The organism is Paenibacillus sp. FSL M7-0134 (assembly GCF_038007865.1).
GTDB lineage: Bacteria > Bacillota > Bacilli > Paenibacillales > Paenibacillaceae > Paenibacillus > Paenibacillus polymyxa_B.
The window spans coordinates 1382063-1395321 of record NZ_JBBOXV010000002.1; the positions used below are offsets into that span (position 1 = coordinate 1382063).

Consider the following 13259-nt stretch of genomic DNA (forward strand, 5'->3'; position numbering starts at 1 on the left):
TCCTTGATCATGATTTCAATCGTCCGGCCAAAAAGGAGCTGTACTGGAATATGCGTCTAAGCGACTTTTGGCGGATTTCCGGCTCGTCAAATTTCATCGGTTTGGCATTGGCCTCAAAAAACCAGAGTGTTCCGAGCGTATCCACGCCCAAATCCATGGACATTTCGCCGTGAGAAAGACCGGATGCGCGTTCAATTTGACGTGCAATCTGTATGGCCGTACTTTTAACTTTGCTCAGTAGATCCGTGCTGTCCTCAGGCCCAAACAGCGAGGACAGTAGCTTGAACGGGTCCTCTACACTCCCGCCACGCGGGACATGTGTGGTGATGCTCCCTTTACCCGCCAGTCTGGCACCGACCCCGGTTATACTCCAGGAGCCACGGATATTTTTTTGTACCAGGATACGCAGGTCGAAGGGTTTTTTCTGATAGGTTGCCAGATCGATACCCTGTTGAATGATATAAGGCGAGTTGCCTGCTTCCCGGCGGATACGTCCCCACAGCCGGGATAGCGATACAGATTTGTAGGTTACACTTTTTTTGTCATGCTGAATGGTCAGTCTGTAAGCCATGAGATGGTCTGGGTGGAATTTAAGAATCATAATCCCTTTTCCGGCCTTACCGTTTTCCGGCTTGAGATACAGGTATGGATACGCAGACAGCATTTTTCCTAATGAAGACAGGTTGCTTAACCGTTTGGTTGCCGGAACAAGCTGACGAGTGGTTTCCGAGGTACGCAACCACTTGAACAGTTCCCATTTGTTAAAAAAGCCTGGATTGTACAGTTCAATGCCTGAGGCATGTGAAATTTCATCCAACTTTGTGCGCACAGAGGTTTTAAGTTCATAATTACGGTTTGGGATGCGATTATAAATGACCTGTGGAGGTGGGAAATTCTGTTCCTCCCACGTCTGTAAGCTCTTGTTGAAGACATAGCCCTTAACCGTCTCATCTGCCAGTTTCAGGTCCCTGACGGTAACAATGTACACCTGATATCCCATCCGTGTTCCCGTTTCAAGAATATCCCTGAAATTGCGCTGATTGCCCTTGAAAAATTGCCCTTCGTCGTGCACTGTCAATACAGCAACGACTGGCTTATGCTCCGCCCGGGTATTCATAGTTCCTCTTTTCTGCGGAATTTACTGAGGTAAAGACAGTGGTCCAAAATATGCTCCACGGATGCTTTACCCTCCGCACGCAACGATGGATGCTGAAAAATGGATCGGCCTGGCTTGGAGTTGGCTTCAAACATCCATACCTTTTCATCCTGATCAATGCCCAGATCAAAACCGATTTCACCCAGTAGATGCTGGTGGTGGTGTTCAATGGCTTCAGCGAGCGTAACTGCTACATTCTTGGCACGTTGAAGCACTTCACCCGCCCGGTCTCCGAATACCCGGTTCAACGCCTGTTCAGGTGTCATAAGGGAGCCGCCATTTTTGATATGGGTTGTGACACTGCCACGTCCGGATTTTTTGGCTCCAATGCCGACAACGACCCACTGGTTATTTCCATTTTTATGCATGTGAAACCGGAAATCAATCGGGCAATTGTCAATCTCGATCAGCTGGATGCCCTGTTGAATGACATAACCCTTTAGCATCTGTCCCTGATTGGAGTGAAGCATCCTGAGCATGGAGTTAAAAGAGGTGAATTTTAGCAATACATTGCTATTTTTCTTACGGTACCTCACATAATATCCTTGCTTGGGAACATGGGACAGACGGTAGATTCCTTTACCGAGACTGCCTCCACTTGGCTTGTAATAAGCAAATTGATGTCGCTCCAGCATACTTCGGATACGTTCAGAGCTGGGATTCGTGTATGATTCAGGGACATAGCGGTTAACATCTGGGTTATTCTCCAGCAGATTATAGATATCGGACTTATTGAAAAAGCTCCAGTTAAAGAAGGGAATTCGTTTGCGGGAAAAGCGTTCGCGTAGTTGATTGATCGCCGGGGAAAAATCAGAGCGACGGCTCGGCAAACGATTATAGATCACGTCTGGCAAAGGTACAAGTTTACGTGTAAATTCCCCGCTGGATGACAGAAAATAGCCGTTAATCGTATCATTTTGCCAGTTGATATCCCGAGGGGTGAAGGCAAAAATATACGATTTTTTGCTACCTTCCTTCAGCAGTTGCTTAATAAAGCCTGTGCGTGATCCGAAAGGGCGAGTGGTGGAGGTGGTACCGTCAGACAGCACGCCAATCAACGGCCCTAGCTGTATATCACCATCCAGATTTCGCAAATAGATGGACCCGCTTTTGGGAACACGGATTGCGTTACGTAAGCCGGAGGTCAAGTATAGATGGCGTCCCGCCTTCTGAATTGGTTTTACTGTAGCGGGGATCTGATCCTTACCGAGCCGCAGACGAACGGACTTGGCTCCGGATAATTTAAGGCTTTTCAACAAGGCAGTGGATATATACGCCACCTTGTCGGGCTGCTGTGAGAAATGCACATTGCAATGCGTTAAACTCATCTGTTTATCCTCCTATACCGTATGTTCAAGGGAGGCGTCCGCGCCCTTTGGCCCTGTCGCTTTGGAATGGGTCATTAAATATCGAGCATATTCGAGCGGGCGGTTGACCGACTGGAAAGCGCACTCTGGCTGACGGGTCTGAAAAAAGGAGGCCCGCCCAGGTCGGGAATTAACCTCCAATAGCCAGATGTTCCCGATCCGGTCAATACCGTAATCAATTCCCAACTCGCCAAGGCGGCCATAACGTTCCTCCAGCGCCCTGGTAATGGTCAAGGACAGCGTCATCATCTGCCTGATGATGAGACGCGTGGTGTCCGCGCCAAATTGTTCACGAAGGTAAGGCTCAGCAGGATGGGCTTCGCCTCCACCGTGCAGATTAGAAGTCAGGGTTCCTTTTCTGCCTTCTCTTACGGCAAAGCCCGTCAGGCACCAATAGCCGTTTCCATCCTTTTGCATGAGTGCGCGAACATCAAAGGGATGATTGCTTTGGCTTGTTAATTTCAAATAAGGCTGCACGATATAAGCGCGTTTGTGTGCAATTCCGTGGATCCATGACAATCCTGCATCCAATTCGGAAAACGAGCGCCGGAACGGGCGGTTACGGGAGTCTCTACCCTGTACAAGTAGTCCCTGACCTCCTTCTGCCAGCCGGAGATACAGTGTGCTCTTGCCATGTGTTCCGGTCTGTGGCTTCATAAACAGCTCCGAATGGCGTCGTAGCCATTCCACAAGCTGAGTCGTGTCCCGGTAAGGCGCCGTAGGCGGCACAAAGGGACGCACTTTATCTACCGCATGCAAAGCGCGATACACCTGCCATTTGCCAGGTAAGTTACGCGACCAGTAGATGAGCTTGCGCGATTTTTGCTCCGCCATGTCTTCCAGTGTGCGCCTGACATTCTGGCTCTCGTGGACATGGAGACAGCGGTTATACACAATGTCCGGCAACGGAAAGCGACCGGATGTCCATACTCCGTTACGATAAACATAACCTCGTATGGAGTGATCTTCAGGTGAGACTCCTTCGGCGGTAAACGCCATTACGCTAAGACCAGAGCGCCTGCCCAACAGACTTAGCCTGCGGCAAAAATCGGCTTCGGTAATAGGGGGAGTGACGGCCTGATTCCGGCTAACAAGCACGCCCAGCGTACCTGGCACAACAAGAGACACCGACAACAGCTCCTTTGGCAGCCAGACTCTGGAAGAGATGAATTCATTTGAAGCCGGCTGAATAACAGCAGTATTCAATCATTTTTTTAACGGACGGGCGAGTTTTCTGATCATTTAACGGCGTGTTGTCATTCTTTGATGGCTTCGAATTGACCTCCAGCAACCAGATGCGCCCTGTGCTATCTATTGCCAGATCAATACCAAATTCCGCGAAATGGGCGGGAATTTCTTTTTCCACTCCGCTTGCGATATCCAGTGCTGCTGTTTTCAGAGAGGTATGCCCATTCGATTTAACGGTTGCGGGCAGCGTGGTTTTGGCAAGTGCTTCCTTGACTGTGCTCAGCGTGCCGCCTCTTGCCAGATTGGACACAAAGTGGCTTCCTCCAGCGATCCGGGCGACAATGGATGTTACGGTCCAGGTTCCGGACGAATTTTTCTGTACAAGCGCACGAAAGTCGACCGGACGCTTACCGTGATCAATCAAGGTAAGTCCCTGTTGGAGTTGAAAGCGTGTTGTTTTCATTTTTCCCGCTAAGCTTTTGTACAGCTTATCTACGTTGGCATACGTTTGCTTGCGGGGCGTGCCCGCTGTTGTGGATAACACCGAAAAGGTGCCATCGGTTTGCTTGTTAATGCGCATTATGCCTTTACCCAAGCTTCCGCGCACTGGCTTGAGAAAAACAGCGGGATACTGGTTGCACATTTTTTTGAAAACAGCAAAGGTTTGCAGCAAGTGGGACTCGGGTAAATACTTGCGCAGGGAAGAATTTGATTTAAGCGCATCAAATACTTCATTCTTATCCAGAAACTTTTCGTTAAAAATGGTCGTGCCGTACTGCGATTTTACTTCTTTCATGAAATGCTGTACGCTAGTTCTGTTCTCGAGTTTACGGGAGGTAAGACGGTTATTGACGACATCGCCGGCGGGCATGACCGTCTTTTTCCAGCCTCCGTCATACACCCATCCCTGAACTCGCCCGGGCTGACTTCCGATATGCTCCGGGGTGAAAAAATACACATATGCTCCTTGTCTGCGGCATTCCCCGACTAGTTCACGGCAGAACAGGGTGATCGACCCGAAAGGCTTGTCGGGCTGTTCGGGATAGTCCCGACTGACCAGCACGCTAATAAGTGGGCCCACTCGAAGTGTCCGGCGACCTCGGCTGTAGGTTACTCGCAGATCACAATTGGCATGAAGCCCCATTTTTCGGGCTAGCACGCTTCCCACACGTAGGCCGCTGTAGCGGGGCACCGATATGACGGTAACCTCTTGGCGGAACGAACCGAAGGCGAGCTGAACGGGGTGGCCAGCGGATATTTTCCATTTGCGAAGCAGGGACTCGCCGACCATGAGTACGTCATCCTGCAAGATGCCCGATCCGATGATTTGAATCGTTGTTTTTTTGATGGACATCGTGGATCTCCTTCCGGGCAGCAACTTGATGTCTTGAAAGTAACGGGAAACGTGAATGGGCTGTAATAGCACTGATTCATCATATGAGGACATATATCCCTTGGTGATTGACGGACAATGTGAAATGTTGACACTAAACTTGTATTGGAGGAATAAACAATCATGAACATCTATGACAAAGCCCATGATTTAGCGAAAGCATTGAAGGAAAGCAAAGAGGTAGAGGAAATTACGTCAGCGATGAAGCTGATCGAAACCGATCCAGAAGCTAAGAAAATGCTCGACGATTTCCGTGAACGCCAAATGGAAGTACAGCAACGGATGATGAGCGGCGATATGCCAGCACAGGAAGAGATGGAAAAGATGGAGAAGCTGTTTGAGGTACTTAGCTTGAACCTCAACATCCGACGCCTGTTCGACGCTGAACGCCGCTTGAGCGTGATTATTGAGGATGTTAACAAAATTATTGCAGACAGTCTTCAAGATTTGTACGGTTCATCTCTGTAAGTTTGTCTCATATTCCTTCCTGTCCTCTCATAGACTAGATACATAGAGTCACAGGGAGAGGAAGGGATACGATTGGGTTCTTTTAAAAAATGGAAACACGGTTTGTACACACTGATTGCGCTGGCTATGGTCTTGGTTGCGTTACCACGCATCTCGCTTGCAGGCGGTTTGAACTGGGTCAACGGCTTTGGGATAGTATGGGTACTTTTTGCGCTGCTAGTCATCGGGGCGAACATGCATTTTTTGCTGGGTGTGGATGAGGAAAAGCGCAAAACGCTGGAGCGTGTGCGGCGGGCCAAAATGCAGCAGTGGCAGATGAAATGGGATAAAAAAGCTGACAAAGGTAGCATGCAGTGAGTTTTTTTAGCTTGTCCTGGGATTGCCCCCAGATACAAATCAATCATAGTAAGAAGCGGTCCTTGTAATAGAGGGGATCGCTTTTTTGCTATTTCCGAAGCAGAAAACTCAAAATGAACAAAGGTCTAAAATAAAGGTATTTTGTGCTATAATAGATACAGAATGATACAGATTGAACGTTGGGGGTGTAACAGAGTTGGACGGGCTAGATGAAACAGTTACGAAGCATGAGCAGCTATTGCGACATATCGAGCAGTTGAAAATAGGCTCCAAAATTTCTGTGCGCAGGTTGGCTAAAGAAATGAGCGTCAGCGAAGGAACGGCCTATCGGGCCGTGAAGGAAGCCGAGAACCTGGGAATTGTCATTACCAAGGAACGGATCGGAACAGTACGAGTAGAGAAGCGTCCGCGCGGCTTGTCCGAGCAGCTGACCTTTGCAGATGTCGTGAATATTGTAGAGGGACATGTGCTGGGCGGAAGTGAGGGGCTGGAGAAGCCCTTGCACAAGTATGTTATTGGGGCGATGCGCGAGGAAGCTATGGCCCGTTATATTGACGCTGGCAGTTTGCTGATCGTTGGTAACCGTGAGGATGCGCATTCACTTGCATTGGAGCAGGGGGCAGGTGTGCTGATTACAGGGGGATTCGGTACGAGCCGAGAGGTTAAGCAGCTCGCAGACAAGATCAGTCTGCCGATTATTTCCTCACGCCATGATACTTTTACAGTGGCATCTATGATTAATAGAGCCATATTTGACCGCTTGATCAAAAAGAAAATTATGCTGATTGAAGACATTGCGGCAGGCAAACCGAAAACGTTGACCTTGAAAATCAACAGCACGCTTACCGAGTTTGAAGAACTTTCGGTGACGACTGGACATCATCATTTTGCAATAGTGGATGAATGGAATCGTTTAATTGGTATCGTCAGCCGCAAAGATGTTGAGGGGCTTCAACCTGAGCATACGATGGATAAATGTCTGATCCGCAATCCGATAACGGTCACTTACCAGACCTCGCTGGCTTCAGCCGCGCAAATGATGGCGTGGGAAGGTGTGGATTACTTGCCGGTCGTGGACCGCAACCGCAAGCTGCTCGGGTCCGTTACACGGCGTGAGGTGCTGGAGGCGCTGCGTAACGCCCAAAAGCAGCCACAACTTGGCGAGACGTTCGACCAGTTGATCTGGAACGGGTTTGCTGAAGAGCGTAATGAGGATGGATCGTTATTTTTCCGCGGTTTTATCATTCCGCAAATGGCGACCAATTTAGGTACGATCTCGGAAGGCGTACTGGTCAACGTGATGACACAAGCGGGCTACCGGGCAGCTAGAGACATGACCGGCAAGGATTATGTGCTGGACAATTTAACGACTTATTTTATTAGACCCGTACAGATAGAGGATGCTGTCGTTCTTCGTCCGTTGTTGCTTGAGATGAGTCGCCGTACCTGCAAGCTAGAAATTGCAATTTCACGGGAAAATCATTTGGTATGCAAAGCAGTGATGACGCTTCAATCCATTGAACATGGTTAGTCTACCAATGGATTGGAGCAAGGTGTGAAGGCGAATAGATCGACTTAGTGGCTTTCAGGCAATCTTTCTTTTGCTTCCAGCCAAATTTGCAGCACACCTTCCATTACAAGCATCGTTTTGACCTGGATCGTATACTCCTTGTCACGAACGGTGTATTTTTTTTGGTGCAGCAACATACGTACCAGCTTGCTGTCAGAGTCAATCTCAAACATATCTCTGCCACGCAGCACCTCCAGATCACGACTGACACGGCGCAGAAGTTCCTTTAGGTTGATAGAATCAATTTTTTCGGCCGAAGCTTCCTCCGGAATCAGCTTGATCTCTTTGACAACGGTTTGGCGCTTGCTGTATTTGCGCAATGTTTTGTTGTCCTCCTCGGCTTGCTGGAGCTGGAATTGAAGATCCTGGTTGTTCGTCCATAGCTGATTGAAGCTGGCATGCCAGATGGCATTGTAGATCATTCCTCCCGTAATCATACCGAGTACAAAGACGGAGGATAATTGCATAAAAGGGCGCAGGCGCTCAAAAGGGGGGACTCTCATAGTCGTTTCACCTCACGGCCGTCCGTTGCCGCATACCCACTTGACCAGCTCTGCACCCATATGAGCGCCTAAAAAGGCGAAAATCAAATACAATATCTGCTTAATGGCAGGTGACAAATTACCATCTAACATATTGCTTTCAATGACCCGGATCGGGTCCATCGTCCCCCCCACAGCAGCGGCAAGCGCCCATATTTTAATTCTTCCAGCAACCTCCAGCATCGTCTGGGTAGGCGGCTGAAGCGATACCACAGCTCCCATTCCGCCGAGCATGGCTCCCCCGAGCACGATGCCGAAGGCAATGAAGAAGTCGAGAATCGCTTTGGATATAAAAGTGCTCATGCTCTTTTCCTCCTTAGGTATACGAATCAGGACGGCGCTTGTCCGCCGAGGTCTGTACTTTTATTCTATGGGCGCTACTAACGCGGATATGATAAAATAGTTTGAAGAAAATCAAGCGGTGAAAGGAAGAGAAGCGCATGAGTTCATTTGTGCATTTGCATGTTCATAGCGAGTACAGCCTGCTGGACGGCGCGGCTCGTACCGCGGAGTTGGTCAAACAGGCATCAGCTTACGGAATGAAGGCGCTGGCCCTTACAGATCACGGGGTCATGTACGGTGCCATTCCTTTTTATAGAGCGTGTGTAGAGAACGGCATTAAGCCGATTATCGGGTGTGAGGCCTATATGACGGCAGGATCGCGCAAGGAGCGTGGCAGCCGGAAGGATCAGCCCATATATCATTTAATTTTGCTCGCCAAAAATAAAACAGGCTATCAAAATCTGATGAAGCTGTGCTCCATCGGCCATTTGGAGGGCTTTCACTACAAGCCGCGCATCGACATGGAGGCTTTGGCTGCCCATCATGAAGGCATCATATGCCTGAGCGCTTGTTTGGGCGGTGAAGTGCCGCAGCATTTACTGCATGGTCGGGAAGCTGAAGCACGACGAGCAGCGGAGCGATATCGTAACATTTTTGGCGATGATTTTTATCTGGAACTCCAGGATCATGGTCTATCGGAGCAAAAACGCGTAAATCCTCTCTTGATCGCACTGGCGAAGGAACTGGATATTCCACTGGTGGCGACGAATGACGTGCATTACTTGACTGAGCCAGATGCAGACGTGCAGGACGTTCTGATCTGTATCGGGACAGGGAAGACAGTTGACGATGAGGAGCACTTGCGTATACCAACACGTCAGTTGTATCTGAAAAGTCAGGAGGATATGGCTCGTTTATTCCCGCATGTGGCAGAAGCCATCGCCAACACGGTGCGTATTGCTGAAAAATGCGAACTGGAGCTGGAATTCGGTCAATCCATTTTGCCTGAATATCGTCCGCTGCCGGAAGGAATGACCTCTTCTTCCTATTTACGCAATTTGTGCGTGCAAGGGCTGGAGCATCGCTATGGAAGCGATCCCGGATGGGAGCAGCCGGAAGAACGGGAAAGGCTGAACCAACGGCTAAACTATGAGTTAAATACCATTGACAGTATGGGTTTCAGCGATTATTTCCTGATTGTATGGGATTTTATTGCCTTCGCTCATAAGCATAAGATAGCAACGGGACCGGGGCGGGGTTCCTCAGCAGGCAGTTTGGTTGCCTATGTGCTTAACATCACGAATGTCGATCCGATGAAATACAACCTGCTCTTTGAACGGTTTCTGAATCCCGAACGAATTAGTATGCCGGATATAGATATTGATTTTAGTGATGAACGGCGTGACGAGGTTATCGACTATGTAGTACAAAAGTACGGAAATGAGCATGTAGCGCAAATTATTACCTTTGGAACGCTGGCGGCAAGAGCCGCTGTCCGTGACGTCGGTCGTGTATTGAACGTGCCATATGGCGAGGTGGACAAGGCAGCCAAGCTGATTCCGGCGCAGCTAGGCATTAATATCCGTCATGCGTTGGAAATTACCCCGGAGCTGAAAACGCTATATGAAACGAAGCCCAAGACACGTGAACTGCTGGATATGGCGATCAAGGTTGAAGGAATGCCTCGTCATGCTTCGACACATGCAGCAGGTGTTGTCATTTCGCGGACTCCATTGACCGATGCGGTTCCGCTTCAAGAGGGGAGTGAAGGGGTACCTTTGACGCAGTACTCGATGGAAAATCTAGAGCGCATTGGTTTGCTTAAAATGGATTTCCTTGGGCTGCGTACACTCTCCATTATTGAACGGTGCATACACTGGATTGCGGAAGACCATGGAGAAACGCCTGATTTTAGCCGTATTCCCGATAATGATCCACATACCTATGACTTGCTGGGCAAAGGAGATACAGGAGGCGTATTCCAGCTGGAGTCGGCCGGTGTACGCCGGGTACTCAAGGATTTGAAGCCGAGTGTATTCGAGGATATCATTTCTGTCCTGGCTTTGTATCGTCCGGGCCCGATGGGCTTTATTCCTAACTTTATACAGGCCAAGCATGGTCAGATTGAGATTTCTTATCCGCATCCTGACCTGGAACCGATCTTAAAGGACACGTACGGTATTATTGTGTATCAGGAGCAAATCATGCAGATTGCTTCACGCATGGCGGGTTTTTCCCTGGGAGAAGCCGATCTGTTGCGCCGAGCTGTGTCCAAGAAAAAGCGCGAAGTGCTGGATCTGGAGCGCGGGCATTTTGTCGAAGGCAGTATCAAGCAGGGATATACGGAGGAGGAGGCCGGAAGGGTTTACGATATGATTGTCCGTTTTGCTGACTACGGCTTCCCGCGTGCCCATGCAGCTGCTTATGGTGTGCTAGCATTTCAGACGGCTTATTTAAAGGCCCATTATCCGGTACAATTTATGGCTTCAATGCTGACAGCGGTGATGGGAAGTCATCGAAAAGTGGCTGAATATGTTGTCGAATGCCGTCGTATGGATATCGCAGTGTTGCCACCTGATGTGAATGAGAGCGGGGTGCTGTTTACTCCGTTACAGCAGGGAGGCATCCGCTTCGGCCTGGCTGCAATTAAAAATGTCGGCACACAGGCGATGGAGAGCATTCTCGCTGTTCGCAAGGAACGGCCTTTCGACAGCCTGCTCGATTTTTGTCGACGTGTCGATTTGCGGGTATGTAATAAGAGAGTAATTGAATCGCTTATTCAGGCAGGGGCCTTTGATTCGTTGACGGGTCATCGGGCACAGTTGCTTGCCATGCTGGATGAAACGGTGGATGCAGCCGTCAAATGGCGCAAGGAACGGGATGACTTGCAAATTGATATGTTTGGTTTTGTGGAAATGCCCAATTGGGATATCGAATATCCCAATGTACCCCAATTTAGTGCCAGCCAGCAATTAGAGCTGGAACGTGAACTGCTGGGACTGTATTTATCGGGGCATCCGTTGGATGATTTTGAGTCGCTGTTGGAAAGCAGCGAGGCGGATCGTTTGATGGAGCTGGGCGATGTCCCTGATGAAACGGTTGTTGTGACTGCAGGCATGGTAGTGTCACTCAAAACGATTACGACCAAGCAGGGTAAGGCTATGGCCTTTATTGAGCTGGAGGATCAGATTGAGCGCTGTGAGGTTGTGCTGTTTCCTGAGGTATGGAAGCGAAGCCAGCAGTGGATTGAAAAGGGAGCTTTGCTTACGCTTCGAGCCAAGATGCAGCAGCAGGACGAGCACTTCAAGCTCCTTGCGGATGAGACCGCCCCGCTGGCGGAAGACTCGCTGGCACGGCTCCTCCAGCGCCGACGTGCCAGTACGCGCTCGTCCGCCACAGCTGGAGCATCCGTACCAGCTGCTGGTTCTGCTGCTGGCGGCCCAGGCGGGAGAGCGCCGCGTGTGTCACCCTCGCCTTCGGCAGCCACTGCATCTGCTTCGCCTCAGCCGAAGGCGGCCCGTCCCGTGACGGCTGCTTCACCGCGCGGAGCCGAAGCGGATCGCGGTGAACAGGTGCCGGTCCCGCGCAGCGTGGAGCCGACCACTCGTCAGCGGGTGTTTGTCAAAATCACCCGCCAGGCCGAGGAGGACGCCAGCTTGCTGGTCAGTCTCAAGGCACTACTACAGGAGCATCCCGGTGCTATGCCTACCGTGCTTTTTTATGAGAGCAACCAGCGTCTGCTTGCGTTGAGCGATGCTTACAACATTAAGCCTTCTCCTCAGCTTTTTGATCAAATGGAGTCGATGTTGGGTGAAGGCACGGTGAAAGTCAAATGATAGGCACACAGCAAAGCGCCCTTATTGTAACGGTTTAATGAACATTTTCCTTCCCTCCAGCATACACTTGGAAAACTGGCGGAACAGGAGATTCAACACGTACCCTGCACCATAAGGTCCCGTACGGTGAAAGAATAGAACTGCACGGTGAAAGCGGGAGGGAAATTATGTCCTATGAATATGCAGAAACTTTGTTAAATCGCAGAGGCATTCGGATCGAGTCCATTGCGGACATTGTTTTTCAGCTTCAGCTAAAATATTATCCTCATTTGACGATGGAAGAATGTATAGACAGTGTCAAAGCGGTTTTGCAAAAGCGCGAGGTTCAATATACGTTGCTCACAGGTATTGCGCTTGATGAACTGGCCGAAAAAAAACTTCTCCCCCAGCCATTGCAAGCCATTATGGAGGCTGACGAACCGCTGTACGGAGTGGACGAGACACTGGCTCTTGGAATTACGAGTGTGTACGGTATGATCGGCTTAACCAGTTTTGGTTATCTGGATAAGGAAAAGACGGGGATTATTGAACAGCTGAACCAAAAAGGCAGTGGTATTCATGTGTTTTTAGACGATCTTGTCGCCGGACTGGCTGCCGCTGCTTCTTCGCGCATTGCACATCGGAGCCTCCATGCTAAGCATTATCCTGCATCATTGGATGCTTAATTGACCTGTGTGGACAGAGTTGATGATTTTCTAGGCCCTCCGACGGAACTTGAATGATCAGGAGGGCTTTTGTTGCGGGAAAAAAGTAAGGTATGTTATCATGAGTCTATTATATGGGCTCAAAACTTGAGGCTTAGGGGGTAGAAACAAGGCATGTGGACGGTGATTTATATTGCACCGACGGCCAGACTGGCTGACATGATTAAGCTCAAACTGTCTGAAGAAGGTTTTATGGTGCAGGCCCGGGCCATCAGCGCATCCAAGCAACAGTTTGAGATACTTGTGCCTTCGGGTGAAGTCGAAGAAATACAGGAAGTGCTTAATTCGATTTTGCGCCCTTGAGTCCGGAACGGCGGAAGTGATACAGCAGCATGAGTGGAACAAAGGATGCACGATCGGCGGTAATGTTTTAGTAACAGGCGTTGACGTGTGTAT

At 49.6% G+C, this 13259-nt stretch carries 12 protein-coding genes; 6 read left to right on the forward strand and 6 right to left on the reverse strand.

The window, feature by feature from the left end; all coding sequences use genetic code 11:
- Positions 1-7 precede the first annotated feature (7 nt).
- Genes NSQ58_RS21895 through NSQ58_RS21910 form a run of 4 tightly spaced genes read right to left on the reverse strand, consistent with a single transcriptional unit; the run spans position 8 to position 5065 of the window.
- Positions 8-1117, reverse strand: coding sequence for a YheC/YheD family endospore coat-associated protein (locus tag NSQ58_RS21895; RefSeq protein WP_023987900.1), 1110 nt, complete (start codon positions 1115-1117; stop codon positions 8-10).
- A complete protein-coding gene (locus tag NSQ58_RS21900) occupies positions 1114-2484 on the reverse strand; it encodes a YheC/YheD family endospore coat-associated protein (protein WP_013309575.1) in 1371 nt (456 codons plus the stop codon). Before NSQ58_RS21900 ends, NSQ58_RS21895 begins: the two co-directional genes overlap by 4 nt.
- Before the next feature lie 12 nt (positions 2485-2496).
- Positions 2497-3651 carry a YheC/YheD family endospore coat-associated protein gene (locus tag NSQ58_RS21905; protein WP_069080141.1) on the reverse strand — a complete coding sequence of 385 codons (1155 nt, stop codon included), beginning with the start codon at positions 3649-3651 and terminating at the stop codon, positions 2497-2499.
- A 43-nt stretch (positions 3652-3694) separates the two neighbouring features.
- Entirely contained in the window at positions 3695-5065 is a 1371-nt protein-coding gene (locus NSQ58_RS21910) for a YheC/YheD family endospore coat-associated protein (RefSeq protein ID WP_023987902.1), read from the reverse strand.
- 162 nt (positions 5066-5227) lie between these two features.
- Here NSQ58_RS21910 and NSQ58_RS21915 point away from each other — a divergent pair, with 162 nt between their 5' ends.
- From NSQ58_RS21915 to NSQ58_RS21925, 3 genes are all read left to right on the forward strand, one after another.
- Positions 5228-5572, forward strand: a complete 345-nt coding sequence (locus NSQ58_RS21915; RefSeq protein ID WP_013309578.1) for a YlbF family regulator — start codon at positions 5228-5230, stop codon at positions 5570-5572.
- Between the two features lie 72 nt (positions 5573-5644).
- Positions 5645-5929 (forward strand): hypothetical protein, encoded by a 285-nt coding sequence (locus tag NSQ58_RS21920; RefSeq protein WP_013309579.1) that lies wholly within the window; start codon positions 5645-5647, stop codon positions 5927-5929.
- Between the two features lie 196 nt (positions 5930-6125).
- The gene (locus NSQ58_RS21925) at positions 6126-7460 is read left to right on the forward strand and encodes a DRTGG domain-containing protein (RefSeq protein WP_013309580.1); all 1335 of its coding nucleotides are present in this window, start codon (positions 6126-6128) and stop codon (positions 7458-7460) included.
- 44 nt (positions 7461-7504) lie between these two features.
- Here the strand turns inward: NSQ58_RS21925 and NSQ58_RS21930 are convergent, their stop codons facing one another.
- Positions 7505-8002: a hypothetical protein gene (locus NSQ58_RS21930; protein WP_023987904.1), complete on the reverse strand. Its 498-nt coding sequence runs from the start codon at positions 8000-8002 to the stop codon at positions 7505-7507.
- A gap of 12 nt (positions 8003-8014) precedes the next feature.
- Entirely contained in the window at positions 8015-8344 is a 330-nt protein-coding gene (locus NSQ58_RS21935; RefSeq protein WP_013309582.1) for a YtrH family sporulation protein, read from the reverse strand.
- 137 nt (positions 8345-8481) lie between these two features.
- On the opposite strand from NSQ58_RS21935, the gene NSQ58_RS21940 reads away from it, so the two are divergent.
- From NSQ58_RS21940 to NSQ58_RS21950, 3 genes are all read left to right on the forward strand, one after another.
- Positions 8482-12159 carry a DNA polymerase III subunit alpha gene (locus NSQ58_RS21940; protein WP_341058196.1) on the forward strand — a complete coding sequence of 1226 codons (3678 nt, stop codon included), beginning with the start codon at positions 8482-8484 and terminating at the stop codon, positions 12157-12159.
- 167 nt (positions 12160-12326) lie between these two features.
- A complete protein-coding gene (locus NSQ58_RS21945) occupies positions 12327-12824 on the forward strand; it encodes a phosphatidylglycerophosphatase A family protein (RefSeq protein ID WP_023987905.1) in 498 nt (165 codons plus the stop codon).
- 153 nt (positions 12825-12977) lie between these two features.
- Positions 12978-13166: a hypothetical protein gene (locus NSQ58_RS21950; protein ID WP_013309585.1), complete on the forward strand. Its 189-nt coding sequence runs from the start codon at positions 12978-12980 to the stop codon at positions 13164-13166.
- The last annotated feature ends 93 nt before the right edge of the window (positions 13167-13259 follow it).

Coding starts and splice junctions, on each gene's coding strand:
- NSQ58_RS21915 (WP_013309578.1), top strand. CDS start 5,228: ATGAACATCTATGACAAAGCCCATGATTTAGCGAAAGCATTGAAGGAA.
- NSQ58_RS21900 (WP_013309575.1), bottom strand. CDS start 2,484: ATGAGTTTAACGCATTGCAATGTGCATTTCTCACAGCAGCCCGACAAG.
- NSQ58_RS21950 (WP_013309585.1), top strand. CDS start 12,978: ATGTGGACGGTGATTTATATTGCACCGACGGCCAGACTGGCTGACATG.
- NSQ58_RS21945 (WP_023987905.1), top strand. CDS start 12,327: ATGTCCTATGAATATGCAGAAACTTTGTTAAATCGCAGAGGCATTCGG.
- NSQ58_RS21940 (WP_341058196.1), top strand. CDS start 8,482: ATGAGTTCATTTGTGCATTTGCATGTTCATAGCGAGTACAGCCTGCTG.
- NSQ58_RS21930 (WP_023987904.1), bottom strand. CDS start 8,002: ATGAGAGTCCCCCCTTTTGAGCGCCTGCGCCCTTTTATGCAATTATCC.
- NSQ58_RS21910 (WP_023987902.1), bottom strand. CDS start 5,065: ATGTCCATCAAAAAAACAACGATTCAAATCATCGGATCGGGCATCTTG.
- NSQ58_RS21935 (WP_013309582.1), bottom strand. CDS start 8,344: ATGAGCACTTTTATATCCAAAGCGATTCTCGACTTCTTCATTGCCTTC.
- NSQ58_RS21895 (WP_023987900.1), bottom strand. CDS start 1,117: ATGAATACCCGGGCGGAGCATAAGCCAGTCGTTGCTGTATTGACAGTG.